General features: G+C 67.0%; 26 protein-coding genes and 2 pseudogenes. 10 read left to right on the top strand and 18 right to left on the bottom strand.

The window, feature by feature from the left end:
* The first annotated feature begins 32 nt into the window (after nucleotides 1-32).
* Nucleotides 33-1100, top strand: coding sequence for a GTP 3',8-cyclase MoaA (gene moaA / locus FHX68_RS07445; protein WP_141381200.1), 1068 nt, complete (start codon nucleotides 33-35; stop codon nucleotides 1098-1100).
* A 30-nt stretch (nucleotides 1101-1130) separates the two neighbouring features.
* Here moaA and cydC read toward each other — a convergent pair whose 3' ends face one another.
* From cydC to FHX68_RS07420, 5 genes are all read right to left on the bottom strand, one after another.
* The gene (cydC, locus tag FHX68_RS07440) at nucleotides 1131-2804 is read right to left on the bottom strand and encodes a thiol reductant ABC exporter subunit CydC (RefSeq protein WP_141381202.1); all 1674 of its coding nucleotides are present in this window, start codon (nucleotides 2802-2804) and stop codon (nucleotides 1131-1133) included.
* Between the two features lie 80 nt (nucleotides 2805-2884).
* On the bottom strand, nucleotides 2885-4639 hold the full coding sequence (gene cydD, locus FHX68_RS07435) for a thiol reductant ABC exporter subunit CydD (RefSeq protein ID WP_141381199.1): 1755 nt from the start codon (nucleotides 4637-4639) through the stop codon (nucleotides 2885-2887).
* A 117-nt stretch (nucleotides 4640-4756) separates the two neighbouring features.
* Nucleotides 4757-5791, bottom strand: a complete 1035-nt coding sequence (gene cydB, locus FHX68_RS07430; RefSeq protein ID WP_141381198.1) for a cytochrome d ubiquinol oxidase subunit II — start codon at nucleotides 5789-5791, stop codon at nucleotides 4757-4759.
* 12 nt (nucleotides 5792-5803) lie between these two features.
* Entirely contained in the window at nucleotides 5804-7252 is a 1449-nt protein-coding gene (locus FHX68_RS07425) for a cytochrome ubiquinol oxidase subunit I (RefSeq protein WP_141381197.1), read from the bottom strand.
* Between the two features lie 109 nt (nucleotides 7253-7361).
* Nucleotides 7362-7985 carry a helix-turn-helix transcriptional regulator gene (locus FHX68_RS07420; RefSeq protein WP_141381196.1) on the bottom strand — a complete coding sequence of 208 codons (624 nt, stop codon included), beginning with the start codon at nucleotides 7983-7985 and terminating at the stop codon, nucleotides 7362-7364.
* A 173-nt stretch (nucleotides 7986-8158) separates the two neighbouring features.
* Here FHX68_RS07420 and FHX68_RS07415 point away from each other — a divergent pair, with 173 nt between their 5' ends.
* Complete coding sequence (locus FHX68_RS07415; RefSeq protein ID WP_141381195.1) at nucleotides 8159-9454, top strand: alpha/beta hydrolase; 1296 nt, start codon at nucleotides 8159-8161, stop codon at nucleotides 9452-9454.
* Nucleotides 9455-9672: 218 nt separating this feature from the next.
* Nucleotides 9673-10142, top strand: a pseudogene (locus FHX68_RS07410) (ASCH domain-containing protein).
* 9 nt (nucleotides 10143-10151) lie between these two features.
* Here FHX68_RS07410 and FHX68_RS15840 read toward each other — a convergent pair.
* Nucleotides 10152-10259 (bottom strand): annotated as a pseudogene (locus FHX68_RS15840) (LLM class flavin-dependent oxidoreductase); the annotation flags it as partial.
* 20 nt (nucleotides 10260-10279) lie between these two features.
* Between FHX68_RS15840 and FHX68_RS07400 the strand changes: the two are divergent.
* Nucleotides 10280-11788, top strand: coding sequence for a recombinase family protein (locus tag FHX68_RS07400; RefSeq protein WP_141381194.1), 1509 nt, complete (start codon nucleotides 10280-10282; stop codon nucleotides 11786-11788).
* Between the two features lie 139 nt (nucleotides 11789-11927).
* Here the strand turns inward: FHX68_RS07400 and FHX68_RS07395 are convergent, their stop codons facing one another.
* A complete protein-coding gene (locus FHX68_RS07395) occupies nucleotides 11928-12377 on the bottom strand; it encodes an Lsr2 dimerization domain-containing protein (protein ID WP_141381193.1) in 450 nt (149 codons plus the stop codon).
* 463 nt (nucleotides 12378-12840) lie between these two features.
* Here FHX68_RS07395 and FHX68_RS07390 point away from each other — a divergent pair, with 463 nt between their 5' ends.
* The 3 genes from FHX68_RS07390 to FHX68_RS15185 all read left to right on the top strand — a co-directional run bounded on the left by FHX68_RS07390 (nucleotide 12841) and on the right by FHX68_RS15185 (nucleotide 14149).
* The gene (locus tag FHX68_RS07390) at nucleotides 12841-13269 is read left to right on the top strand and encodes a hypothetical protein (RefSeq protein ID WP_141381192.1); all 429 of its coding nucleotides are present in this window, start codon (nucleotides 12841-12843) and stop codon (nucleotides 13267-13269) included.
* A gap of 71 nt (nucleotides 13270-13340) precedes the next feature.
* Nucleotides 13341-13976, top strand: a complete 636-nt coding sequence (locus FHX68_RS07385) for a hypothetical protein (RefSeq protein WP_141381191.1) — start codon at nucleotides 13341-13343, stop codon at nucleotides 13974-13976.
* Nucleotides 13976-14149, top strand: coding sequence for a hypothetical protein (locus FHX68_RS15185; RefSeq protein ID WP_170219051.1), 174 nt, complete (start codon nucleotides 13976-13978; stop codon nucleotides 14147-14149). Before FHX68_RS07385 ends, FHX68_RS15185 begins: the two co-directional genes overlap by 1 nt.
* Before the next feature lie 188 nt (nucleotides 14150-14337).
* On the opposite strand, the gene FHX68_RS15180 is transcribed toward FHX68_RS15185, so the two are convergent.
* The 3 genes from FHX68_RS15180 to FHX68_RS07375 form a co-directional block, all read right to left on the bottom strand.
* Nucleotides 14338-14505 (bottom strand): hypothetical protein, encoded by a 168-nt coding sequence (locus FHX68_RS15180; protein WP_170214276.1) that lies wholly within the window; start codon nucleotides 14503-14505, stop codon nucleotides 14338-14340.
* Nucleotides 14505-14741 carry a hypothetical protein gene (locus tag FHX68_RS07380; protein WP_141381190.1) on the bottom strand — a complete coding sequence of 79 codons (237 nt, stop codon included), beginning with the start codon at nucleotides 14739-14741 and terminating at the stop codon, nucleotides 14505-14507. Before FHX68_RS07380 ends, FHX68_RS15180 begins: the two co-directional genes overlap by 1 nt.
* 68 nt (nucleotides 14742-14809) lie before the next feature.
* Entirely contained in the window at nucleotides 14810-15052 is a 243-nt protein-coding gene (locus tag FHX68_RS07375; protein ID WP_141381189.1) for a hypothetical protein, read from the bottom strand.
* 136 nt (nucleotides 15053-15188) lie between these two features.
* Here FHX68_RS07375 and FHX68_RS07370 point away from each other — a divergent pair, with 136 nt between their 5' ends.
* The gene (locus FHX68_RS07370; protein WP_141381188.1) at nucleotides 15189-15488 is read left to right on the top strand and encodes a hypothetical protein; all 300 of its coding nucleotides are present in this window, start codon (nucleotides 15189-15191) and stop codon (nucleotides 15486-15488) included.
* 230 nt (nucleotides 15489-15718) lie between these two features.
* On the opposite strand, the gene FHX68_RS07365 is transcribed toward FHX68_RS07370, so the two are convergent.
* The 3 genes from FHX68_RS07365 to FHX68_RS07355 all read right to left on the bottom strand — a co-directional run bounded on the left by FHX68_RS07365 (nucleotide 15719) and on the right by FHX68_RS07355 (nucleotide 17942).
* A complete protein-coding gene (locus FHX68_RS07365; protein WP_141920147.1) occupies nucleotides 15719-16063 on the bottom strand; it encodes a hypothetical protein in 345 nt (114 codons plus the stop codon).
* Nucleotides 16064-16173: 110 nt separating this feature from the next.
* A protein-coding gene (locus FHX68_RS07360; RefSeq protein ID WP_141920053.1) for an IS3 family transposase occupies nucleotides 16174-17351 on the bottom strand; the annotation gives its coding sequence in 2 pieces (ribosomal slippage) (nucleotides 16174-17093 and nucleotides 17093-17351; 1179 coding nt in all).
* Between the two features lie 45 nt (nucleotides 17352-17396).
* Nucleotides 17397-17942, bottom strand: coding sequence for an FtsK/SpoIIIE domain-containing protein (locus tag FHX68_RS07355; RefSeq protein WP_141920145.1), 546 nt, complete (start codon nucleotides 17940-17942; stop codon nucleotides 17397-17399).
* Between the two features lie 238 nt (nucleotides 17943-18180).
* Here FHX68_RS07355 and FHX68_RS07350 point away from each other — a divergent pair, with 238 nt between their 5' ends.
* On the top strand, nucleotides 18181-19155 hold the full coding sequence (locus FHX68_RS07350; protein ID WP_141920133.1) for an IS481 family transposase: 975 nt from the start codon (nucleotides 18181-18183) through the stop codon (nucleotides 19153-19155).
* Between the two features lie 5 nt (nucleotides 19156-19160).
* Here FHX68_RS07350 and FHX68_RS07345 read toward each other — a convergent pair whose 3' ends face one another.
* The 5 genes from FHX68_RS07345 to FHX68_RS07325 form a co-directional block, all read right to left on the bottom strand.
* The gene (locus FHX68_RS07345; RefSeq protein WP_141920143.1) at nucleotides 19161-19373 is read right to left on the bottom strand and encodes a hypothetical protein; all 213 of its coding nucleotides are present in this window, start codon (nucleotides 19371-19373) and stop codon (nucleotides 19161-19163) included.
* A gap of 36 nt (nucleotides 19374-19409) precedes the next feature.
* Nucleotides 19410-20762, bottom strand: coding sequence for an ISL3 family transposase (locus FHX68_RS07340; RefSeq protein ID WP_425325861.1), 1353 nt, complete (start codon nucleotides 20760-20762; stop codon nucleotides 19410-19412).
* A 152-nt stretch (nucleotides 20763-20914) separates the two neighbouring features.
* Nucleotides 20915-22234, bottom strand: coding sequence for an ISL3 family transposase (locus tag FHX68_RS07335; RefSeq protein ID WP_425325860.1), 1320 nt, complete (start codon nucleotides 22232-22234; stop codon nucleotides 20915-20917).
* A gap of 86 nt (nucleotides 22235-22320) precedes the next feature.
* Nucleotides 22321-23820 carry an FtsK/SpoIIIE domain-containing protein gene (locus FHX68_RS07330; RefSeq protein ID WP_141920139.1) on the bottom strand — a complete coding sequence of 500 codons (1500 nt, stop codon included), beginning with the start codon at nucleotides 23818-23820 and terminating at the stop codon, nucleotides 22321-22323.
* Nucleotides 23817-24524 carry a hypothetical protein gene (locus FHX68_RS07325; RefSeq protein WP_141920137.1) on the bottom strand — a complete coding sequence of 236 codons (708 nt, stop codon included), beginning with the start codon at nucleotides 24522-24524 and terminating at the stop codon, nucleotides 23817-23819. Before FHX68_RS07325 ends, FHX68_RS07330 begins: the two co-directional genes overlap by 4 nt.
* Before the next feature lie 348 nt (nucleotides 24525-24872).
* On the opposite strand from FHX68_RS07325, the gene FHX68_RS07320 reads away from it, so the two are divergent.
* The gene (locus FHX68_RS07320) at nucleotides 24873-25847 is read left to right on the top strand and encodes an IS481 family transposase (protein ID WP_244926839.1); all 975 of its coding nucleotides are present in this window, start codon (nucleotides 24873-24875) and stop codon (nucleotides 25845-25847) included.
* Nucleotides 25848-25850: the final 3 nt, after the last annotated feature.

The raw sequence follows: 25850 nt of genomic DNA, 5'->3' as shown, positions 1-25850 counted from the left end.
GGGTGCCCGCGCACGGCGGGTAGCCTCTCACTATGGTGGCCGTCAATCTCTCGCCCACGCGCCCAGCGCGTGCGGTCGACGAGCGTGCCACCGTGGGGGCGCCGGGCGACGCCCTCGTCGACCGGTTCGGACGGGTGCACCGCGACCTGCGCATCTCGCTGACCGACCGCTGCTCGCTGCGCTGCACCTACTGCATGCCCGAGCAGGGCAACGAGTGGCTTGCCCGCTCAGGCCTCATGACCGCCGACGAGATCGTGCGGGTCGCGGGCATTGCCGCGGCATCCGGCATCACGACGTTCCGCCTCACCGGTGGCGAGCCGCTGCTGCGCACCGACGTCGTCGACATCGTCCGCCGTTTCGCCGCGATCTCGGGGCCGCACGGCCCCGTCGAGATCGCGATGACGACCAACGGCATCCGCCTCGCTGACATGCTCCCCGACCTCGCCGCGGCGGGCCTGGATCGCCTGAACATCTCGATCGACACGCTGGATCGAGAGCGCTTCCGAGAGCTCACCCGGCGCGACCGTCTCGAGGATGTGCGTGCGGGGATCGCCGCCGCCGCGGCATCCGGCCTTCGTCCCCTCAAGCTCAACGCCGTCGCGATGCGCGGCGTCAACGACGACGAACTCGTCGACCTCGTCGAGTTCGCCCTCGCGCACGGCGCGCAGATGCGGTTCATCGAGCAGATGCCGCTGGATGCCGGACACACGTGGGATCGCCGTCAGATGGTGACGCGCGACGAGATCCTCACGGCGCTGCGCGCCCGCTGGGACCTCGAGCCGGTGCCCGGCCGCGGGGGAGCGCCCGCCGAGCGGTTCCTGCTCGACGGCGGGCCGGCGTCGGTCGGCGTCATCGCGTCGGTCACAGCTCCCTTCTGCGGCGACTGCGACCGGCTGCGCCTGACCGCCGACGGGCAGTTGCGCAACTGCCTGTTCTCGCTCGACGAGTACGATCTGCTGCCGGTGCTGCGCGCGGGGGTCGACGACGTCGCCGTCGACCGGATGCTGCGCGGGTGCGTCGCGGGAAAGCTGCCCGGACACGCGATCGACGACCCGAGCTTCCTGCAGCCGGCGCGCGGGATGAACGCGATCGGCGGCTGACGGCCTCAGGCGTGCAGGCAGCCGGCGGCGTCAGGCGTGCAGGCGGCCGGCCTCGAGGCGCACGGTGCGGTCGACGAGACCTGCGGGCACCGCGACGTGCGAGATCAGCACGACCGCCTGGTCGCCGTCGACGGCGGTCAGCAGGTCGGTGAGCAGGGCGTCCGAGGCATCCGCGTCGACGCCCGCCGTCGGCTCGTCGAGCACGAGCACGGGGAAGCCGCGCAGCAGTGCCCGCGCGAGCGCGATGCGTTGCGCCTGCCCGCCCGACACGAGCGCGCCGCGCTCGCCGACGCGGGCGTCCAGGCCGCCGCGCTCGTGCAGCCACTCGCCGAGGCCGACGCGGTCGAGCACGGCCTCCAGCTCGGCATCCGTCGCCGTGTCGCGGGCGAACAGCAGGTTCTGGCGGATGTCCTCGTCGAACAGCATGGGCTGCTGTTCGCAGAGGCCCACCGTGGCGCGGACGGCATCGGGATGGGCCGTGACGACGTCGCGGCCGCCGAGGTCGTACTCGCCCGCCACGGGCTGCAGGAACCGCACCAGCACGTGCGCCAGCGTCGTCTTGCCCGCTCCGCTCGACCCGACGACGAGCAGTCGCTCGCCCGGCCGCACGTCGAGATCGACGCCGCGCAGCGAGTCTTGGGCGCTGCCGGGCCAGCGCGCCGACACGTCCCGCAGCACGATCCCGTCGCCGAGCGGCAGGGCGGGGGCGGCCTCGTGGTCCTCGCGGGTCTCGTCGCCGTGGTCGGTACCGGCGGTCTTGTCGGTCTCGTCCGGCAGCTCGGGCGGGATCGTCTGCGGCACGGCATCGGCGATGCGGGTCGCCGCCCCGCGCACCTGCCGCCACGCCGACGCGGCGAGCGGCACGGCCGTGAACACCTCGAAGACGGCCATCGGCACGAGCACCGTGACCGCGAAGGCCGGGGCGGTCAGGGCGCCCCCGACGGCCGGCGCGGCGACGATCACGGCGAGCAGCGACGCGAGCCCCGCGAGGACCGACACGACCGCCGTCGTCCCCGCCTGCGCGACGGCGCGCCGGGTGACCGCACGGCGGAGGGCCGCATCGGCGGCGGCGATGCGCTCGCGCCCCGCGGCTTCGGCGCCGTAGGCAATCAGCACGTCGAGGCTGCCGAGCTGGTCAAGCACGGCGTCGGCGAGGCGCGCCCGGAGCGGCGCGATCGCGCGTTCGGCCCGCGACCCCGCGGCCCAGCCCCAGAGCGTCGCGACGAGCCCCGCGACGACGAGGCAGGCGAGGAGGGTGAGGGCCGCCGGCCACCAGATGAACGCGATGAGGACGACCGCGCCGAGGGCGACCGCGGCCGAGGAGACGAGCGGCAGCACGACGCGCAGCGGCAGGTTCTGCAGCTCGTCGACGTCGTCGACGAGGGCGCCGAGCACCGATCCGCGACGCGTGCGCGCGAGCCCGTCGGGGGCGAGCGGCACGAGCCGGCGCACGAGGTCGCTGCGGGTGACGGCGAGCTGGCGGAGCGCCGCGTCGTGGCTGGCGAGCCGCTCGGTGTACCGGAACGCGGCACGGCTCAGCGCGAAGGCGCGCACGCCCACGACAGCGGCGCCGAGGAACATCACCGGCGGCTGCTCGCTCGCGAACACGATGAGCCACGCTGAGCAGGCGAGGAGGGCGACTGCGGATGCCTCGGACAGGAACCCGCTCGCGGCGCCCGGCCAGAACCGCCGGAGCGGCGGCATGGCGCGCCGGAGCACCGCATCGGCGCCCTCGGAACGTGTGCTTGTGCGCGCCGTGGCGCTCGCCTGCCGGGTGTCGGCGCTCACGCGATCACCTCCGCGGGCTGCGGGTGCAGGCGCACGACGTGGTCGGCGACCCCGCGCGCCGTGCGGCGGTGCGAGACGAGCAGCACCGTCGCGCCGTCGTCGGCCAGGGCGCGCACGGAGAGCCAGAGCGCCGCCTCGGTGTCGGCGTCGAGGGCGGAGCTCGGCTCGTCGAGGGCGAGCACGGGCGCGCGTCCGCGCAGATGCCGGAAGAACGCGCGGGCGATCGCGACGCGCTGCGCCTGCCCGCCCGACAGCCCCGCGCCCTGCACGCCGAGCGACAGGCGCGGGTCGAGGTCGCCCGCCTGCGCCAGCTCGAGCGCGCGGGCGACGAGGGGGCCGTCTGTGACGCCGTCCGCGTCGCCGAGCGTGACGTTCTCGGCGATCGTGCCGGTGATGAGCCCCGGCTGCTGCCCGCACCAGGCGAGCCACTGCGTGGGGGAGAGGGCGGACACGGGCATCCCGTCGACCGTCGCGTCGCCTTCGAAGGATGCCGCGCCGCGGAGGGCCGCGAGCAGGCTCGACTTGCCCGAGCCGCTCGGACCCTCGATGAGGGTCACGGTGCCGGGCTCGGCGGTGAAGGTCACGGGCGCGAGGAGCGCCTCCCCGCGCCGCACGCGGAGGCCGCGCACCTCGACGCGGGCCCCGCGCTCCTGCGGAGATCTGCCGTCCTGCGGAGATCCGACCTCGGATCGGTCCGCAGCAGCGCCGATCTCCGCGGCTGCTCCCCCCTCGGCGCCGGCACCCACGCGGCCCGGCACGGCGGCCGCGGCATCCAGCACCTCGAAGAGGTCTTCCGTCGCGGCGACGCCCTCGGCGGCGGCGTGGAACTGCACGCCCACCTGTCGCAGCGGCAGATACGCCTCGGGCGCGAGGAGCAGCACGAAGAGGCCGACGGTGAGCCCGAGCGACCCGTCGATGAGGCGGAAGCCGATCGACACCGCGATGATCGCGACCGAGATCGACGCGAGCAGCTCGAGGGCGAAGCCGGAGAGGAACGAGACCCGCAGCACCCGCATGGTCTCTTTGCGGTACGCGTCGGTGACCCGCTCGATCGAGGCCGCGGCGCGGTGCTGACGGCCGAAGATCTTGAGCGTCGACAGGCCTCGCACGGTGTCGGCGAAGCGCGCGGCGAGGGTGCCGAGGGTCTGCCACTGCTGCTGCTGCACGGCGCGCGTGGCGAGGCCGATCAGCACCATGAAGAGCGGGATGAGGGGGATGGTGAGGATGACCGTGAGCCCGGAGATCCAGTCCTGCCACCACATCACGACGATGATGATCGGGGTCGCGATCACCGTCAGCACGAGCTGGGGGAGATAGCGCGCGAAGTACGTGTCGAGGGCTTCGAGGCCCCGCCCGGCGGTGACGGCGAGGCGGGCGGTGTTGCGCCCCGCGAGCCAGTCCGGCCCGAGCCGGCCGATCGCGCCCAGCAGCTGGGCGCGCAGCTGCGCCTCGACGCGCGCGGCGGCGCGCGCGCAGATCACTTCGCGCAGCCACAGCAGCACGCCGCGCACGATCACGACGGCCGCCAGCGCGGTGAGCAGCCCCGAGATCTCTTCCCAGGGGCGCCCCGCGATCACGCCGGTGATCACCGCGGTCATGAGCCACGCGAAGGCCACGATGACGACGGTCTGCAGGGCGCCGACGGCGGCGATCGCGACGAAGAACCCCCGCGAGGCCGACGCGTAGCGCAGCAGCCGCGGATCGACCGGGCGCACGCGCGTGCGCTCTGGTCGCTCGTCGGTGTCCGGCATCCTTCGATCCTCTCAGATGGCGCTTCGCGTTGACGCCCGGGAACGCACCGATCGGCGACCGGCGCGGGTCCCCACCGCGCCGGTCGCCGACCGCGACCCGGGGTCTCGCCCGGACCGTCAGTGGGCCTCGGCGAGTTCCGCCTTCTCGATCGCCCCGCGCGTGACGCGCTTGCGGAACACCCAGTAGGTCCAGCCCTGGTACGCGAGCACGAGCGGCAGGAAGATCAGCGCGGCCCAGCTCATGATCTCGAGCGTCATCTGGGTCGACGACGCGTTCGCGATCGTGAGGCTGTTGGCCGGGTCGTTCGAGGCCGGCATGACGTACGGGAACAGCGCGAGCCACAGGGTCAGCACCGCGAAGACGATCGTGACGGCGCCCGCGGCGAACGCGCTCCCGTCGCGGTCGATCCAGTTGAAGGCGACGGATGCCAGGAGTGCGACGGCGGCGATGATGCCGCACGCGATCACGGCCCAGAGGAGCGGCGCCTCGCGGCCCGCGGCGATGATGATCGTCCACACGACCGTGCCCGCAGCGAAGACCACCGTCGGGGCCGCGAGCTTCTTGCCGAGCGCCTGCGCGTCATGGTGCACCTGGCCGTCGGTCTTGAGCCCCACGAAGTACACGCCGTGCAGGAAGAACAGCAGCAGCGTCGTGACACCCACCCACAGTCCGTACGGGTTGAGCAGCGTGAACAACGACCCGGTGAAGTTCTTGTCGGCGTCGATCGGCACGCCCTGCACGATGTTGCCGACGGCGACGCCCCACAGCAGTGCGGGGACGGCGGAGCCGATCGTGATCATCTGGTCGAAGCGGCGCTTCCACGTGGCATCCTCGCGCTGGTGTCGGTACTCGAACGAGACACCGCGCAGGATCAGCGCGAGCAGGATCAGCAGCAGCGGCAGGTAGAAGCCGCTGAACAGCGTCGCGTACCACTCGGGGAACGCCGCGAACAGGCACGCGCCGGCGACGATCACCCAGGTCTCGTTGAGGTCCCACACCGGGCCGATGGTGTTGATCACCTGGCGGCGCGAGACCTCGTCCTTGCCGAGGAAGGGCAGCGCCATACCGACGCCGAAGTCGAAGCCGTCGAGCACGAAGTATCCGACGAAGAGCACTCCGACGATGAAGAACCAGAGGGTTGCGAGGTCCATGTCAGCCAGCTCCTAGTACACCGTCGAGGGGACGTCGTCGACCTTCAGATGCCCCTCGGGCGTCAGGTCGTCGGGGTCGGGGAGGGCCTGCGGACCCTCGCGCACCGTCTTGAAGATGAGCCCGAACTCCACGACCGCGAGGATCGCGTAGATCAGGGTGAACGCGATGAGTGAGATCAGCACCGTCCAGCCCGGCACGTTCGGGGAGACCCCGTCCTGCGTGAGCATGAGACCGAACACGATCCACGGCTGGCGGCCCATCTCGGTGAAGATCCATCCGACGAGGATGCCGAGGAGCGCGAGCGGCGCCTGCCAGATCGCGATCTTCCACATCCAGCCGGCGACGGGGCGCTTCGCGTTCCTGCGGGTGACCCAGAGGCCGACCACGGCGACCGCGGTGGCGAGCAGGCCGAAGCCCATCATCCAGCGGAATGACCAGTACGTGACCCAGAGGATCGGCGCGAAGTTGCCGTCGACCTGGTCGGCGAACTGCGGGAAGAGCTGGGTCGTGTAGAGGTTGTTGAGGTCGTTGATGCCCTCGACGCAGCCGTTGAAGTCGTGCGTGGAGAGGAAGGCGAGCACATACGGCACGCGCAGCGACCAGACCTCGCCGGTACCGTCGGGCGTGCCGATGGAGAACAGCGAGAACGAGGCATTCGCCCCGCACGCGGAGTTGAACATCGCCTCCGCCGCCGCCATCTTCATGGGCTGGGTCTGCACCATCACGAGGCCGAGCTGGTCGCCGGAGAGGAAGACGGCCACGAAGCCGATGATCATCGCCCAGAGGCCGAAGCGTAGCGACGTGCGCATGGTGTCGAGGTTGCGTCCGCGCGACAGGTGCCAGGCGGAGGCGGCGATCATCACCCCGGCGGCGAACATGATCGCCGACGAGAGCGTGTGCGGCAGCTGGGTGAGGGCGACCGGGTTGGTCAGCACTTCCCAGAAGTTCGCCATTTCGGCACGGTGGCCCTCGGTGGACATCTGGTAGCCCTGCGGGTTCTGCATGAACGCGTTGGCGGCGAGGATGAAGTAGGCGGAGAGCCACGTGCCGGCCACGGTGATCCAGATGGTGGCGAGGTGGATGCCCTTGGGCAGGCGGTTCCAGCCGAAGATCCAGAGGCCGATGAACGTCGCCTCGAAGAAGAAGGCCATGAGGCCCTCGAAGGCGAGCGGGGCGCCGAACACGTCGCCGACGAAGCGGCTGTAGCTCGACCAGTTCATGCCGAACTGGAACTCCTGCACGATGCCGGTGACGATGCCCATCGCGAAGTTGATCAGGAAGATCTTGCCGAAAAAGCGCGTCAGGGCGAGCCACTTCACGTTCGCGGTGCGGTACCAGGCCGTCTGGAAGATCGCGACGAACAGCGACATCCCGAGCGTCAGCGGCACGAAGATGAAGTGATACAGCGTCGTCAGGCCGAATTGCCAGCGGGCCAGCAGCAGCGGATCCAGGAAGTCCATCGCGGTCCCCTCTCGACGGCCCGGCGGGGCCGATCTTCCTTATGACTGAAGCTACCCAGCCGGTTGTCAGGCTCGTAAGTGACGGGCCGTGAATAACCCTCCGGCCGGGTCAGGGGCGCTGCGACGCGTGCAGCAGCTGCACGATGCACTCGCGCGGGTCGCACGAGGAGCGCATGCCGTCGACCGAGAGCGGGCCGCCGGCCGAGCTGAGCACGCTCTGCATGATGCCGAGGTGCACGCTGCAGAGCACCTCGCGGTGCTCAGCCTGCGACGAGGCGTGCGCGCAGGGGGTGAGTTCGACGGTGAGTTCGCTCTCGTCGACGAGCGGGTCGAATCCGGCGTCGACGAGGTCTTCGACGAGGGCGTCGATCTGGTGCAGGGCGGCGGTGTCGAGCTTGGGCGCGTCGCCCGGCAGCACTCGGCGCATCACGTCGCCGCGCTGGGCGGCGGCGCGGGCCTTGCGGTGCTGCACGGGGCTGCAGGCGGTCACCCCGTCGGTCGCGCTGTAGAGCACGCGGGGGCGGCCGCGCGTCGTGCGGTGCTCGGTCGCCGACACCACATAGCCGTCGTCGATCAGGCGCTGGAGGTGCTCGCGGACGGTGTTCGGATGCAGGTCGGTGGCCGAGACGAGCTCGGCGACCGTGCGGTCGGATCGCTCCTGCACGAGATGGAGGATCTCGACACGAGAGTAGTTGGAGATGGCGCTGTACCCCGCGGGGCGACCTGTGGTCATACCACTATTATTCACGGCTTCGCTCCTTCCCGCCAGTACCGCGCGGGGCGGGTTTCTTCCGGCGTGCCGGAAGGCGCCGGGCGGCGCGCTCCGGAAGACGCCGGGGGGCGCGCTCCGGCGCGTCCCCGGTCCGCCTTCAGGTGACCGATATGAGGGTGTCATACAGTCGGCGCATGGATCTGTGGCAGGTACCGATCGCAGAGGGTCCGGTGCCGGTGACAGTGTTCGCCCTGGCCGTGATCCTGCTCGCGATCCTCGCGGTGCGCCGCTGGCGCACGCGGCGGCGCGTCTGGGCGCTCGCCGGAGCGGCGGCGGGCGCGGTGATCGGCTATGGCACCTACCGCCTCGTGAACGCCACGAACGTGTTCGGCGACGCGGTACCGCCGTTCGTGTGGCACTGGACCGCGGCCGCCTTCGCCGCGGTCGGCTTCGCCCTCGGCGGCATGGTCGGTGCGCGCACGTGGCGGCGCGTGCTGGCGGGTGTCGGCGTCGTCGTCTTCGTCGTCGCCGGCGTCGTCGGGGTCAACATGCGGTTCGGCATCAACCCGACGCCCGGCAGTCTGCTCGGGGTGGCGGATTCCATCGATCTGCCCACCGACGCCGGCGGCGCCGGCAGCACCGCCGCGCCCGCACAGCCGCTGTACACGACGTGGCAGGCCCCGGCCGGCATGCCCGCGGTGGGGTCCCGCGGCAGCCAGGAGATCCCCGCCACGGCATCCGGGTTCGACGCGCGGCCCGCGGGCATCTACCTTCCGCCGGCGGCGCTCGTGCCGGGCGCGCCCGCGCTGCCCCTCGTGATCATGATGATGGGGCATCCGGGTGCCCCCGACCCGACCGTGATCAGCAACGTGCTCGACGGGTTCGCCGCCCAGCACGACGGGCTCGCTCCGATCGTGATCGTCGCCGACCTGCTGGGCGCTGCGGTCAACGACACCGCCTGCGCAGATTCGGCCGCCTACGGCAAAGCGCGCACCTACATCACCGTCGACGTCGTCGACTGGGCGAAGAAGAACCTGCACATCATCGACGACCCCGCGTACTGGACGATCGCGGGCTACTCGAACGGCGGCGGGTGCGCCGCGACCTTCGGGGCGCAGTCGCCGCAGCTGTGGAAGAACATCCTCAGCGTCTCCGGCGAGCCGTTCGGCGGGTCGGAGCAGGTCGCGAACGTCACGAAGACGATCTACGGCGGCAGCGCGGCCGCGTTCGAGGCATCCAAGCCCGTCAACATCATGGCGGCCGCGGCGCCCGGCACCTACGCGGGGATGACCGCGATCTTCACCGCCGGCGCGCAGGACCCGGCCTACATCTCCGCGGCCGACACGGTCGCCGCGCAGGCGCGCGCGGTCGGCATGACCGTCGTGCGGTACGACGTGCCCGGCGCCGGGCACGTCGGCGACGCCCTCACGGGTGGCCTCGCCGAGGGTTTCACCGTGCTCTACCCCGTGCTGGGGCTCTCGGCAGGGTAGGGGTGGGTAGGGGTGCCCCGCGCCGCGTGTTCACAACGTCGGAGATTCGCGCCCCGCGGCGGCGCGGGACCCCGCCATTGTGTGGGGGGGTCGGCGCCGCCGCGCCGGATCTCCGACGTTGTGAACCGCGCCTCGGCGGCACCGCGGCGCGGGCGCGGGCGCGACGTCGGGCCACGCCGGGGCGGCGCAGCGCGGGCGCGGGGACGTACGCTGGGCGGGTGCCTGAGGTCGACGCTGCGGCGGTGCGCACGTTCTGGGCCCGAACGCGCCTCGCGGTGCCCGAGCTGGCCGGTTGGCCGGACGACCCGCCGGCCGCGTGGGCGTTCGGGGCGACCCCGGCGCACGCGGACGAGCTGCTCGGCCTCGTGCTGTCGGGGGTCAAGACCGGCACCGCCTCGTCTCTGTGGGACTACGAGCACGCCGGCGACCCGACCCCGAGGTGGGGGAGCTGAGCATCATCCTCGATGGCCGGGGCGCGCCGCGCGCCGTCATCGAGACGACGGCGGTCCGCGTCGTGCCGTTCGGCGACGTCGACGCGGACCACGCGTGGTCGGAGGGGGAGGGCGACCGCTCGCTCGCGGCGTGGCGCGAGATCCATGAGCGCTACTGGCGCGCGCACTCCGAGAGCCCGCGCGGGTTCGCCCCCGACATGCCCGTCGTGTGCGAGCGGTTTCGGCTCATCGCCTGAGCGGGCCGGTCAGGCCTCGGTGTTCGGCTTCCAGCCGAGCGCCGGAGCGACGTGCTTGGCGAACTCCTCGACGACGTGCAGGTTGAACGCGACGCCGAGCTGATTCGGGATTGCTAATGGTGTAATGTGAAGATTTCATGGCCACCAAACGCAGGACACGAGCGCCCGGCGCAGCGATCTACACCAGGATTAGCCGCGACCCCGAGGGCGACAAGATCGGCGTCTCGCGTCAGGAGAAAGACTGTCGGGATCTTGCTGACCGTCTAGGCCTCCCAGTCGTGGCCGTCTACACCGACAACGACATCGGAGCCAGCAACAGGACCGGCAACAAGCCCCGGCCCGAATACCAGGCCCTCCTCGATGCCGTTCGGGATGGGCTCATCGGCACCATCATTGCCTACAGCAACAGTCGACTCACCAGGCGCCCCCTCGAATGGATCGAGCTCATCGGTCTGGCAGAGTCGGGCGCCCTGGAGATCAAAACCGTAGTCTCGGGCAGCCATGACCTCACGACGGCAGACGGCAGAGCAGTTGCCCTGACCGTGGCGGCCTGGGATGCCGCCGAAGCAGATCGAATCTCCGAGCGCCAGACCGCCTCCTTCCACCACAAGGCACTCCAGGGAAAGCCCAAGCTCCAGCGGCAACGGCCCTTCGGCTGGAGGGAAGACGGCGTCACCATCGAGCCCACAGAGGCCGAGCTTATCCGTAGAGCGCTCAAGGAGATCCTGGAGGGCGCAAGCATCACCTCCATCGCCCGACGCTGGGAAGAGGAGGGGGTGCTCACCGCAGCGGGAGGAGAGAAGTGGGAGCATTCAGTTCTCAAGAAAGTCCTTCTCGGCTGGCGCACCGCTGGAGTTCGCACTTACCACCGGGAACCGCTCTATGACGGGACCGGCCAACCCATCATGGGAACCTGGGAACCCATCATCACCCTCAGGGAAAGACGGGAAGCGCTACGAGCGCTCCAGGCCCACTCCCGGGTCAAAGTCCGCCAGGGCACCTGGCCCCTCGCCGGCCTCCTTCGCTGTGGCATCTGCTCGAAGCCTCTCTATGGGGCTACGCCGAGCGGCACACGAAACCGGGCAACCTACGGCTGCAAGACGGGCCACCTGGGGATCTCGGCCGGAATCCTGGAGGCCTATGTCATCCGGCGTTTCTTCGAATACCTCTACTGGAAAGAAGAGACCGGGAGCTACATCCAGCCCAAGGCCACGGAGCCGAGCCCCGAAGACCTCCAGCGCGTGGATGAGATCAGCGAACAGATTGCGGAACTGATGGAGGGTTACCGAACCAAGGCACTGCCCGCCGCCATCGCCTTCGCCGAAGTGGATCGGCTCTACGCCGAGAGAGACGAGTTACAGGAGCGGATCGAAGCCGCCAGCGCAGCGCCTCCCCCCGCAACTATTCCCCTGAGCACCGAGACCCCGCTAGAGGAACAGATCAGCGAGTATCAGGCAGACTATGCGCGGCCCCGGGCAGATCCCCAGAGCGAGGACGGCATTGAGCAGCCCATACCCCTCCACCAAGGAACCATCGACTCGCTCAATCAGCTCTTCAAGCTGGTCATCGACCACATTGAGGTGGCGAAGGCGGGACCGGGCCACCGGACAATGGAGGATCGCACCGCCTTCCGCTGGCGGGACTGACGGGCAGCACGCTGCACACATGAGCCCGGGGCATCCATGCCCCGGGCTTTGTCGTAGCTGCCCGCTCCTGCGCCCATCACGCCGAGGGCGAGCAATCGCATCGACTGCGGTGCTCGGGCGCTGAGATCGCCTCCTATGGTCAGTCGCTCGCGACCGCGTGTTTGGCCGAGAGGTCGTAGCTCGGTAGGCCGAAGTGACGCTCGTAGATCTCGCGATACTCCTTCGCCAGCCGTCCCATCTGGTTGTACTCGATGCCCTGCTGAGTCAGCCACTCTCGCGCGGCGATGGTGTCATAGGGCTTCTTGCCGAGCCGCAGGTTCCGCTTCGCTTCGGCCTGCAACAGCTTCGCCATTTCTCGATCAGCCTCATCGGCGGCCAAGGGTGGCTCACCGTTGAGCGAGTCCAGCACCTCTGCTTCCTTCGCCTTTTCGATGTAGGGGCTGAGCAACGATGCCAGCTCCTCCTCGTGGGCTGAGGTCAGATCGATGGCGTACTCCTTGCCCCGGAATCCGAAGCGGACAGTTCCGCCCTGGCCGGGAGGGATCGGGGTTCCGTCGAGGTCATCGATCTTCATCACTACATCTGCCATGTGCTCATTCTACCTCCGATGTGCGAGTGAGATGGATCAATCTCGGCGATTGCGAGGCTACTCAGGGTGCTCGAAATGGGCGCGGAGGCCGTTCAGGAAGGTCTTTAGATTTTTTTCTTTTTGCAGATCTGCGAAATCACCCCCGGAATCATGCGGCAAAACGAGGCATTTTCCCCTCCCTGTTGAAAGGGGCGGATCCGAGCTTGAATCTAAGAGATTCATTCCGTAAAGTCGAAGACACGAAGCAACCCCGGGGAGGAGACGAGGAACCGGTCAAGGGCTTCTGAACCTTGAAAACTGAATCCGATTTTTCCGAGAGAGGCCGCGAGTGGCCTAGCTCAAGAGAGCGCCGTTGGCGCGACAACAGACCTCGGCGGGGCACAGGTCCCGTCCGACCCAAAGAAAACCGGCTCACGAGAGCCACCAATCAAACCCGCCCGCAAGGGCAGAAAAGAGAACCACTATGTCCGAGATCGTTTTCGATTCTCTCCCCACCCCCGGCTACACCCTCAAGGAGAAGGGCCGGACCTACCTGAACGATGCCTCCGTCAAGAAGGCGAAGAAGAACCCCGGCAAGTACATCCTTCTCGGAGACGGCCACCTGATGGATAAGGCCTACTTCGGCACGCTGGAGGGCCAGGCAGCCAAGATCGATCCCCGCCTGGAGCTGCACTTCGTTCTCGAAGATCGCAAGGAGAACCGGAACACTCCGAGCGGCATCCCCAGCTACTCCTACAAGGGCAAGGTCTTCGCCCGCTACATGGATGCCGTCGAGGATGTGAAGGCCGTCGAGCTGGAGCGTAAGCGCCGGGCCAAGGAGGCCAAGAAGCGTGCGAGGCGTGAGGCGAGGGAACTCGCCGAGCTGGAAATGTCCGAGCAGGCAGCCGCCTAACCCCGAGCAGTAATCGGGGCCGCTACCCACACAACGGGTAGCGGCCCCGCACTAAGACAAGGAGGCCCACGATGGGCAAAGCAGTACGAAACAAGCGCAAGCGCACTACTAACAAGAAGACTCCGATTCGCTGGGACAACCTGTTCGGGCTCGACAGCAGAGAGAGTCGATTCGCCAGACAGGAGCGGCTGGAGCTCTGGACGAGATCCGCCCCCTGTGGTCGGCTTCAGCTACTCGTCGACTACAACGAAGATGTGATCTCCCCCGCGAACAGCGCGGAGGTCATGGATCGATTCCACGCGGGAGCAGTGAGCTACCGAACCGCCGTCGAGACACTGATCGGGTATGTCGCGGTCAAGATCCTATCCCGCCACTTTGCGCTCTGCGAGCAGCGGCGGATGCGAACTCTCGATGATCCGCTCGACTTCATGGCCAACTTCATGGATCCGCGCAACGGTGCGGATGTGGGCACCAGTGAGCAGGCTAAGTTCCTCCTTCTGATGACCTTCATCTTCCACGACGGCTTGCCAGGCCGCGAACTCTTCCCCGATGAGAACTGGGCTGACATCTACCGAGGCGTGATCGTGTCGGCGGTTGATTTCAACTACCGCTTGGCTTCGGAGGCTCAGAAACAGCTCGACTCGGGAGCCGTTTCCTGGGCACAGGTGCATGGTCCCTGTGAGTACAGCCAGCGAGCGGCAGCATGATGAGTGAGGCCACAATCTGGCAGCAGATCACCCGCGCCCATGCCGAAGCGGCCCTCGGCCTGGAGATCGATGCAGAGAGCTGGATCTCAGCGGTGGAAACACTGGAGCGGGAAGGAAGCCTTCACGAGGAGCTAGCCTCGATCATCTTCGAGTATCTGCGCGAAGCGCTCTGACGAGCAAGAGCCCCCGGCCAATGGCCGGGGGCTCTTTGCGTTGGTGCGGGGAGATCACCCAGCAAGGCGGTCAGCGAGCCACTGGGCACCTTCCTGGAGATGCGGACGGCTGATCTCCCAGCCGTCTTGGGCTGCCTGCAGGGCGATCTCGATAGCTCGTCTCAGCAGCTCTAGGAGATCCTGGAAGGTCATGGCTGCTTGTCCCTCACTGAGTAGAGCAAGGGCACGCCGTTGCCGACGATGACCGAATAGACCTCCTGCCCCTGCGCCTCAGCGTCGGCCAGGGTCTTCTTGAACTCAGCCATCAGCTCGGGCTTGATGTGCTTGTGGGCCTCAGTTGCATCGTAGGTTGCCATCAGTTCTCCTCCTCCTCGGGGCTGTAGAAGAGATCGGTGGAGGGCGAGTCGATGATCGAGCCGTAGGTTGCGCCGTAGCGCTGGCCGTTGTTGAGCACGATCACGGAATCAGCACCGTAGACCTCGATGGCCTGCTCGACTTCTTCGCGGAGTCGGGCCAGCGTGAAGTTGGTGCTGATCTGATCGGGGGCGTAGCCCTGGTTGTCGGAGATGTTGAGAAGAACCTGCGAGGCCATGATCTGCTTTCTTGGTAGATGGTTAACGAGGAAGGGCCGGGGATGATCCCCGGCCCTGCTGGTTCCGATCAGTCCTGCTTCTTCAGCACATCGATCCGGTCGGCCAGCTCGGTGAGCACCTTGACGGCAGCATCGCGCTTGGCGGCTGCTTCCTCCTTGCTCTTGGCGTAGAACGGACGGGTCCGATCAGCGTCCTGGACCAAGCCGCCGACCTCGTGCTTCAGGCGAGCGAACATCCGAGTGATCTCGGAGCGGTCGAAGGCCTCAGCCTTGGGAGCGGTGGTGGTCTGGGGAGCGGTTGCGTTTGCCATGATGGTTGCCTTTCGAGCGGTGGTTGTGGTGTGAACATGGCCAACAATATTGAGTAGCTACTAGGAGTCAACTCCTCTGCAAAAATACTTTTGACCTGGGTTTTTCCTCTCGTCAGCATCCGCGTATCGTCGCCGCATGGACAACTACTGGAAGCAGTATCAGCACACGCTCGACCGGATCGAGAAGGAGAAGCCGCAGACCTTTGACGGGCTGAAGGCGATCCTTGATCTCTTCGAACCGCCCTCCTCCGGGGAAGCCTTCTTCCCTGGAGGAGCTGATGAGACTCTCGGCGATTCTCTCTCCAAGGCTGGCTGGCACATCGACTGGCGGGAGGGAGACTACCTCTGGCTCGGAACCTCACAGACGGGCGAGCTGATCAGCTATGTGGAGGGCGATCTCTGCCGGGGCAACGCCTTCAAGCCGCGCCGGGACTGACCATCGGCAGGGTGCAGAGAGGCTGTTCTGAGCGCGCAGGCTAGAGCCGCGATGGGACCGACCCTCTGGGCTGTCCTTCGCTGTCTCGCGGGCAACCGTAGGCTGAGATGGGCGTTCCTTGATGATGATGCACGAGCGATCGTTCCTGGAGGAAAGTGCCACCATCGAGCGGGCATGAAAGAGGGCGACGATCCAGCCGAAGCCGAACCGCCGCCCTGGGTGGTCATGGGTTAGTTGCGGTGAGGATCGAGGTAGTCAGTCCTCGGGAACTTCATCACCAGCTCGGCGACCTCCTCGTCTGAGGTGTGGGCGAAGTGGACCTTCTTGGGGCTACCCGTCTCGTCTGAGACATAGGCGATGCCAGCAGTGAGGTAGTCGTTGGCCTTGGTGGCGACGGGGATCGCCGTGGAGTCGAAGCCGCGATCAGCAGCACCCACCCCAAGAAGGCGGTCATTTGCGTACTTGCTGTCCTGACCGAACAGGGCGGGCCGGAAGTTGTCTCGCATCCTCCCCAGAAGATCCATCTCAACAGCTTGCGTGGCTGCGAAAACATAGACGCCCACAGAGCGCCCCATGGACAGAATCTTCGAGAGCTGGCCTTGGGCATCCTCCGCCAGCTCTCCCAGCGTGATGGTTGCGGCGGTATGGGCTGTGTCAAGCTTCGTAGACGATCTCTTTGTGGATTTCAGGCCGCGGTTGCGGTCTGGGCGTAGTAGGCGGCCCGGGTCTCGGCGGGGGTGCGGTAGCCGAGGGTGGAGTGCAGCCGGCGGCGGTTGTAGAACACCTCTATGTACTGCATCACGGCGAATCTCGCTCGCCGCCGGGTCGCGAAGGACTGCCGGTAGTACATCTCGTTCTTGAGCATCGAGAACCACGATTCGGCGACCGAGTTGTCCCAGCACACCCCGGTCCTTCCCACCGACAACCGCACCCCGAAACGGCCCGCGAGCTTGGCGTACTCGTCAGAGGTGTACTGGCTTCCGCGGTCCGAGTGGAACAGAGCGCCCGACTCGATGCGCCCGTGGGTATGGGCCATCGTGAGGGCGTCGCCGATCAGCTCGGTGCGCATGTGCTCAGCCATCGACCAGCCCACGACCTCACGGTTGAACAGGTCGATCACCGTCGCCAGATACAGCCACCCTTCCCCGGTGCGCAGGTAGGTGATGTCGCCGACGAAGCGGACCCCGGGCCGGTCGGCGGTGAAGTCCCGCTTGAGCAGATCGGGGCGGGTCACCACGTCGTCGGCGGGGATCGTGGTGCGCTTCTTGGAGCGGGGCTGGATCCCGAAGATCCCCGCCTCCCGCATGATCTTGCGGACCAGACCCTCCGACGCGGCGATCCCGCGGCGAGACAATTCGGCGAGCACCCGCCGGAACCCGTTCACCCCGTGCGAGTCGTCGTGGATCTGCGTGATCACACCAGACAGCCACACCCTCCGCGCCGTGGTCGGCGGGATCGTGTCCCGCCGCTTCGCCCACGCGTAGTAGCCGGCGCGTGAGACGCTGAGCAGGCGCGCCATCAGCTCGATCGTGAAGGTGGCCTTCTCCGCGTGCATCAGCGTGAACTTCTCGCTCACCGCTGCTCCTTCGCGAAGAAGGCCGCGGCTTTTTTCAAGAACGCGTTCTCCTCCGCGAGCCGCCGGTTCTCCGCTTCCAACCGTGCGATCCGCGCGGCCTCCACCGGTGGCGGCGCCGTCTCCGGGTCGGGGTGCTGGGCCCGATACGCCTTCACCCAGTACCCGAGCGAGCTCTCGTTGATCTCCAACTCCCGCGCGACCTGCGCGATCGGGCGGCCGCCCTGCACGACGAGCTGGACCGCGTCGGCCTTGAACTCCTCAGTGAACTTCCTGCGATTCGTAGACATCTCTGCCTGTCGTTCCTTCCTGGTAACGACCGTCTACAAGAAGTGTCACACCCCAGTAAGGACTGTGATCTTCTCGCCATCCTCCTTGTTCTTCGCGGCTGCCTCCCGACCAGTCTGTGCCATTTTCTGGAGGCCGAGCAGGAGACTTGCGAACTCCTCGATGATGAGCACAGCGGTAGGGGCCGGGGCGCTCCTATCCTCGGCGCTCTCGAAGGAGACAGTGCGAGCATCGAGCACACTAGTCAGCTCCCCGTGGACCTGGTCAATCACTGAAATCGCGTCGACCGCCTGGTCAAGAGCGATGTCCTCGAAGAGGCTGGACTGTCGGTAGACGCGTAACTCGGATGCCTTTGGGTCGATGCCGTAGAGCCTGACCCTGCCCTCCTCGACGAAGGGCGCGAGCTGACGGATCAGGCCATGAACCACGGAACTCTTGCCGGAGCCGGGACGCCCAAAGAGCATGGCGTGGCCGTCAGGGAGATTGAGTTTCCATGCGCTGCCCTCGGTGTCGATTGCGAGGGGGACGGATGCTGGAGTCTCGGCGGGGTACTTCGAGAAGAAGTTCTTGAGTCGAGCATAGATTTGTACCATCGGATTACTCCTCTGTAGTGCTCCTTTCTAGGAGCGTCTAGGTCGAGCCGGGTGGCTCATGGAGCTATATCAAAACGGTGAAGATCGAGCCCCAGGGGGCATAGCAAAGGGCCGGGATCCGCATGGATCCCGGCCCTAGCTAGTTGTACTGACCCAGATCGTTGTTGACGTAGGAGAGACCTCCGGGGTCGAGTTGGAGCTGTCTAAGTTCTTCAGCTCAAACGCACGGAGGTCTCTCTTGTCTCACGCTAATGCCCGGCTGACTCCGGCCGGCCGGTTGATCATGGTTCAGCGCATCCAGTCGGGGCGTGCGGTCGCGCATGTTGCCGCGGAAATGGGGATCTCCCGCACGACCGCGTGGCGGTGGTGGCGCAGGTTCCGGGAGTGCGGCCCGGCGGGCCTGATCGATCGTTCCAGCGTCGCCCGCTCCCACCCTCGCCAGACCAAAGCGTGCGTGGAGGCGAGGGTGCGGATCATGCGGCACCTCACTCGGCGTGGGCCGGTGTTCATCGCTGACAAGCTCGGCTTGCAGGCCTCAACGGTCGGTAGGGTGTTGCGCCGCCACCACGTGCCGTTGCTGCGGGAGCTGGACCCGGTCACGGGGTCCGTGATCCGCGCGACCCGCCGATCCGCGCAGCGTTACGAGCATGATCATCCCGGGTCCCTGATCCACGTTGATGTGAAGAAACTCGGCCGTATCCCCGACGGCGGCGGATGGCGTCTGCATGGCCGCGGGCAACGTCCTGCGCGCAAGCGGGGCCTGGGTTACGACTACGTGCACACCGTCATCGACGACCATTCCCGAGTTGCTTACGCGGAGATCCACGACGACGAGAAAGGCACCACCGCGGCGGGCGTCCTCGACCGCGCGATCGCGTTCTACGCGCGCCTCGGCGTCACAGTCGAACGCGTCATCAGCGACAACGCGTTCGCTTACCGCCACTCGGCCGCGTTCAAGGCAGTGGTCGACGCGCACGGCATCCGACAGCGGTTCATCAAACCGCACTGCCCCTGGACCAACGGGAAAGTCGAACGCCTCAACCGCACCCTCGCCACCGAGTGGGCCTACGCCCGCCCCTGGAGCTCGAACGACGACCGAAAAGCAGGGTTGACGACCTGGCTCGACTACTACAACCTAGACAGGCACCACCTCGGCATCGGAGGCAAAACCCCCATCGACCGAATCAACAACGGTCGAGGTCAGTACAGCTAGTCGGCCTAGAGGATTCTCGAATCAGCCTCCCCGTCGATCTCCTCGATGGTGAATGTCTCCAGCCCATCGTTGAAGAAATCCAGCTCGTCAGTGATAGCCAGCTCCTCCCGCAGGATCTCGCTGACCTCCTCGGCATCTACACCCGCCTTGAGGTTGTCCATGATGAGCGCAGAGATGTCCTCATCACCGGAGTAGGCGAAGCGCACCTTGACGGGCACTCCAGTCTCTTCCTTGACAAAGCGGCTCTTCGGACTTTAGGTGGGGGTGGTGGGGTCGAGGCCGCCGGCGATGAGGAGCATGCGGAGTCGGTAGTTGTCGTAGTTGCGGAAGCCGCGGGCGACGCGGCGGGCGAGTTCGATGAGGCCGTTCACGGCCTCGGTGCCGCCGTTGGATGACCGGTCGGTATCCCAGTAGGACAGGAACGCGGCCCGCCACTGACGCAGGGTGCGGCCGAGTCGGGCGATCTCGGGGATCGGGCAGGTCGGGAGCGATTCGAGCACGTGCTCGGCGATCTTGCGCCCGGTGGCGAGGTCGGCATGCCGGTAGGCGTCGCGGAGTTGCTGCGCGGCCTGCCAGGCGACGTCGACCTCGACGTGCTCCTCGCGCTGCGTGAACGCGGCATCGAGCCGGGCCTTCTGCCGGTCGGTGAGTCGTTCCTGCCCGGCGCGGAGGATGTTGCGGATCCCGTAGAGCGCATCACCTCTGCGTCCGCGGTGCCCGAGGGTGTCTTGCTGGACGCGGCGGCGGACCTCATCGACCGCGGTGGTGCCGAGCTTGACGACGTGGAACGCGTCGAGCACCGCGACGGTATCGTCGAGCTCGTCGTCGAGGGCCTTCTTGTAGCCGGCGAACGGGTCCAGCGTCGCGACCTGCACCCCGTCGCGGAACTCCTGCCCGCGCTCTTGCAGCCAGTCGGCGTAGGCCTTCGCGCTGCGCCCGGGCACGAGGTCCAGCAGGCGGGCCCTCACCCGCCCGGACGCATCGCGCGACAGGTCGACCATCCCGGTCAGTTCCTTCGGACCCCGCCCGCCATCGGCGACGGGTCTGGTGGACACGTGGTGCCAGAGGTGCTCGTCGACGCCGAGCGTGGTGACCCCGTCGAAGCGGGACTCGTCCGCGGCGCGCGTCTCGAGCACCGGCCTGACGTGTCGCCAGACCGTGCGCCACGACACCCCGAGCTGGCGGGCGACGCCCTGCACCGACGCGTTCTCCCTCCGCATCTGCCCCACCGCCCAGATCACCGCTCGGGCCGTGAGCTTGGCGCGAGGCGCGGCGACCAGAGCGTTCTGCTCGGTGAACGACTCCCTCGGGCACGCCTCATCAGCGCACCGGAACCTGCGCTTGCGCCACCGGACCCGCACCGCAGCGGCGCTCATCGGCGCATCGACCAGCACGAGCGCCTTCCGGCCCCGCGACTCGGCGACCTGCCCGCACCCCGGGCACCCGACCGGCCCCGGCGGGGACTCGACGTCGATCAGGAGCACGCCGTCGCGGCAGCGCTCGACAGCCACCACGTGCAGCCCGCCGAGGCCGACGAGCACATCGCAGCGATCACAGTAGACAGCAGAAGACGGGCACGCAGCGGCGCACCCCGTAGCATCGGGCACGGGTCGAGGTCTCCGAACGGAAAGGAAGCTTGGTCGCTACCGATCCTCGGGGCCTCGACCCGCCCCACCCCGTCACCACGCGGCCCCGCACATCACCCACCCCCACCTAAAGTCCGAAGAGCCCGATGGGCTCTTCGGACATTCGGTGGGGGTCATGGGGTGAGGCCGCCGGCGGCGAGGAGCATGCGGAGCCGGTAGTTGTCGCGGTTGCGGTAGCCGCGGGCGAGGCGGCGGTGGAGCTCGATGATCCCGTTCACCGCCTCAGTGCCGCCGTTCGATGATCGTCCGGTCGTGAAGTAGGCCAGGAACGCGGCTCGCCAGCGGCGGAGGGTGCGGCCGAGGCGGGCGATCTCGGGGATCGGGCAGGTGTGGAATGTGTCGACGACCTTCTCGGCGATCCGCCGCCCCTCGGCGAGGTCCTTCTGGTGGTAGGCGGAACGCAGTTGCTGGGCGCACTGCCATGCGACGAACACCTCGTCGTGCGCGGGGTCGGCCTCGATCGCTGCCGCGAGCCTGGTCCGCTGCTTCTCGGTGAGGTTCTCGGCGCCGGCGCGGAGGATGGTCTGGATCCCGTAGAGCGGATCGCCCTTCCGGCCGCGGTGACCGAGGGTGTCCTGCTGGACACGTCGGCGGACCTCGTCGACGGCGGCGGTGCCGAGCTTGACGACGTGGAACGCGTCGAGCACCGCGACGGCGTCCTCGAGCTTGTCGTCGATCGCGGTCTTGTATCCGGCGAACGGGTCCAACGCCGCGACCTTCACGTTGTTCCGGAACGCGTCGCCGCGCTCGTCGAGCCAGGCCGCGTAGGCCTTCCCCGATCTGCCCGGCACGAGGTCGAGCAGCCGGGCACGGGTGCGACCGTGCTCATCCCGGGTCAGGTCGACCATCCCGGTCAGCTCCTTCGGGCCGCGCTTGCGGGAGTCGACGTGATGCCAGATGTGCTCGTCGACGCCGAGGGTGGTGACGTTCTCGAACCGGGACTCGTCGGCAGCCAGCTTGACGAGTTCGGGCTCAACGGCCCGCCACACCGTCTTCCACGACGTGCCCAGCTGTCGGGCCAGGCCCGCGATCGTGGCGTGCTCGCGGCGCAGCTGCCCGATCGCCCACGTCACCGCGCGCATGGTGATCGACCCGCGCGCGGCGACCAGGGTCGGGACCTGCTCCACGAACGTCCTCCTCATGCAGTCGGGATCATCACAACGCCACACCCGCTGCCGCCAGATCAGTCGCACCCGCGTCGCGCCGGGCACGTCGTGAAGAACGCGGCGGCGGCGACCCCGACCGACAGCGAGCACCCCGCACGACGGGCAACCGGCCGGCGCCGCGGGGCTCGAGACCGTCACCACCAGCAGCCCGTCCAGACGCTCGACCGCCTCGACATGGACGCCGTCGAGACCGAGCAGCAGATCGCAGCGGGAGCACGGGCAAGCGGCAGAGCGCGCATCAGCGCACCCCGAACTATGGTGAGACACGTCGAGGTCCTCGGTTGGAGCAGCAGTTGGCGCTACTGATCCTCGGGGACCTCGACCCCTACCCGCCCGAACTCACCCGGCGAGCCTCACCCCCACCGGAAGTCCGAAGAGCCGACAAAGCCGATACCGGCGTAGGCGTACCTGTTCGCCTTCGTGCTGAGCGGAATCTTCGTAGAGTCGAATCCCATGGCCCGGGCTCCCTCTCCGAGGTAGAGGTCGTTGAAGTACTCGGAGAGCTGGCGGAACATGATGATGTTGGCGAAGTTGCCTCGCATCCTTCCCAGAAGCTCCTTGTCGACCTCCTGGGTGGCTGCCACCACATAAATGCCGAGGGATCGACCCTGAGCAAGGATCTCGGTGAGCAGCGTCATGGATGCCGCGCCCTCCTGCTTCATGCCCTTGAGAGCGATGAGCAGGGATAGGAACTCATCGATCATCAGAACGATCATGGGGTTCTCGCGAGTCGCCTCGAGGGAACGGCCAAGGTTCGCGTTCGCCACATCCACGGTCTTCGTCTTGGCCCGCATCTTCATGAGGGTGTGAATCTGCTTGATGACTGTTTGAGCGTCGGTGTTCTCGTAGACCACATCCTTGAAGAGCGTGGAGTACTCGTAGGGCTTCAGCTCGGATGCCTTTGGGTCGATGCCGTAGAGCTGCACAGTCCCGTTATTCACGAAGGGCGCGAACTGCCGGATCATGCCGTTGAGCGGGCTCCCCTTCCCGCTCCCTGTCATTCCATATATGAGTGTGTGGTGCATCGGGAGGAACCAGGCCTTCCCGTTCTGCCGGATCGCAAGCGGAAGCAGATAGGGCGCCTCTGCGGGGTAGTTCTCGAAGAACTCGATACCCACCTTGTGAGCGGTGAGCACATCGAGCGGTTCTGTCCTATGGGCGGCATAGCTCAGATAGAACGCGTTCCCGCTCGGGAACTCCTGGAGGCTGTGGAGACCGAGCTGCGAGGCCATCTTGCCTTCGAGCTTCCGCACATCGGCCGGGTCTCGCCCGTCGAGGGGCACATCGATGCGGAAGTGATTGCGCTGGAGCTGGCACGCTATGCGCTTCTCCCGCTTTTCCTTCTGCTTCTCAGTCTCATCCTCTGGCACCTTCTCCGCCTTCTCCACCACGCTCTGCGATTCCGGCAGCTCGTACACGGTGAAGAACTTGGATGCCTCTGACACCTGTTGCTTGACCTTGTAGACCTTGCCTCGGGCCAGTCCTCGGTTTGCCTTCGCAAGCGACCGGACGGCCCGGGGGTGTGGCGAGAGCCAGGCAGGATCGTAGGTGTATTCCTTCGATTCCCGGGGGTGCATGTGGGCATTGGAGTCGGTGTGCGCTGTCACCAGAGCAGGGTTCGCAAGTAGTTCCCCCTCGATTTCGAAGTAGACCTTGGGCTGCACCTTGAACCAGGTGGCTGGATTCAACCCACGCTTGCCCCGGTAGTTGAGCCAGCGCTGTTTGAGCTTGACGAGGGCCGCGAGGCCGAAGCGCAGCACGAGCGCAACCACCACGAGCACTGTGAGGATCAGCGGCAATAGCTCGATTAGCCGGTCGAATAGTTGGAATAGGGGTGCGAATAGTTCGCTCATGATAGCCCTCCTAGGGGGACTCGGTTGTTGTTCTTGAGGGGGACTCCATTCCTGTCGCGGATTGGGAGTAGGGTGAGCTTTCCGTCTCGGATGAGGTTGTAGCCTGTCGCATCCACACGCTTCAGAAGGCTTGGAACATCGTTGTCGATGTAGAAGTAGACGCCGCGCTCGTAGATCAATCCGAGTTCAAACTCGCGCTTGAAGGTGGCGAGAATCGAGTCATAGTCGGCCCAGCTCTTCTTGCTGATCTCAACTTCCATGAGGATGTTCTTGGCGTTTCGGTCTGTCCGATCACCATCGAGCACAACCGCGAGGTCCGGTTGATGGACCGCCTTGAGCTTGCTTCCTTCGCGCAGCGGAGTGCCGATCGTGAGCAGCGCGGGCTTCGATTCCACGATGTCTGACCACTGAAGCCGGCCCTCGCTCGCGGCCTTTTCAGCAGAGCTGAGCATGGCATTTCGCCACCTTCCGAAGTCAGCTACACCATCTTCCTCGGCCTTCTTCTTCAGCATCTCGCGCACTGGTGAGTAGGTGGCTCGCATCATTTTTTCGCTCACGAGCTGTTCAAGAGCGACTGGTTCAATGCCCAGGGAGTCCCTGAAGAAGCCTTCAGGAGAGATGAGTAGAGCCCCCACATGGGCGATCATTCTGTAGTGGTAGAGCCGCTTGAGGGACAGGCCAGCCATGTAGTCCACATAGTTCATCGGGTAGCCGAAGCTCCAGGCTGCGCCGACTCCTCGCTTAGTGATTCCGTAGTGAGTTGTCCTCGTGGCGGTGTTTCGGAACCGCTGGAGAGCACCGAGGCGGACAAGTTTCTCAAGCCGCTTATCCGTTCCTCCGACCTGGATCGTGTCACCGTCGGGTGATTTCGCGGGTTGAGGATCGTTGAGGCTTGATTTTCCGGGGGTGTTGGTGCCTCGTGCGGGGCACTAACGGCGTCGATCTAGATGTTCTTCCCACGGTGGTTGTGAGCAGCGTGGCGTGACGGGATGAGGTGAGGACCTCCGGTATCGATGTGGGTTACCACACTCACTCGATCCACGGAGGTCCTCGTGTCATACGTTACCCACGCTCGCGCCGCGCTCACCGTCGATGGGCGGATCAAGATCGCTCGGCTGGTGATCGAGGACGGCTGGACGCAGGCTCGTGTCGCGGAGCGGTTCCAGGTCGCCCGTGGCACGGTCTCCAAGTGGGTCGCCCGGTATCGTGCCGGCGGACGCGCGGCGATGCAGGATCGCTCCTCACGGCCGGCGAGCTCGCCATCGCGGACGCCGCAGCGTATGGAGCGGCGGATCATCGGGTTGCGGGTGACCCGACGTTGGGGCCCGCATCGGATCGCGTACCACCTGCTGCTGCCGCAATCCACGGTCTCGAAGGTGCTGAAGCGGTACCGGGTGCCGCTGCTGGGGCAGGTCGACAAGAACACCGGTGTTCGGGTGCGCAAGCCGAAGCCGGTCCGGTACGAGCGACAGGCGCCGGGCGAGCTGGTGCACGTGGACGTGAAGAAGCTCGGCCGGATCCCTGACGGTGGCGGCTGGCGCACGCTGGGACGTGCCACGGGCCGCAAACGCCGCTCCGGGGTCGGCTACTCGTATCTGCATTCCGCGATCGACGACCACGCCCGACTGGTCTACTCCGAGATCCTCCCCGACGAACGCAAGGACACCGCCGGCGGGTTCTGGCAGCGCGCCAGCGCGTTCTTCGCCGGGCACGGCATCACCGTGCAGCGGGTGATGACCGATAACGGCTCCTGCTACCGGTCCAAGGTGTTCAACGAGGCGCTCGGCGAGAACGTGAAGCACAAATACACGCGGCCCTATCGGCCGCAGACCAACGGGAAGATCGAGCGATTCCACCGCACCCTCGCCGACGAATGGGCCTACGCCCGCCACTACGACTCAGACCAGCAGCGAGCCGCCAGCTACGACGCCTGGCTGCACCACTACAATCACCATCGACCCCACACCGGCATCGGAGGCCGAGCACCCATCGACCGCGTCCACAACGTCAGTGGGAAGAACATCTAGACT

This window comes from Microbacterium lacticum, assembly GCF_006716815.1.
Classification (GTDB): domain Bacteria; phylum Actinomycetota; class Actinomycetes; order Actinomycetales; family Microbacteriaceae; genus Microbacterium; species Microbacterium lacticum.
The sequence above is the reverse complement of the archived record's forward strand: the minus strand, read 5'-3'. Positions and strand labels throughout refer to the sequence as shown.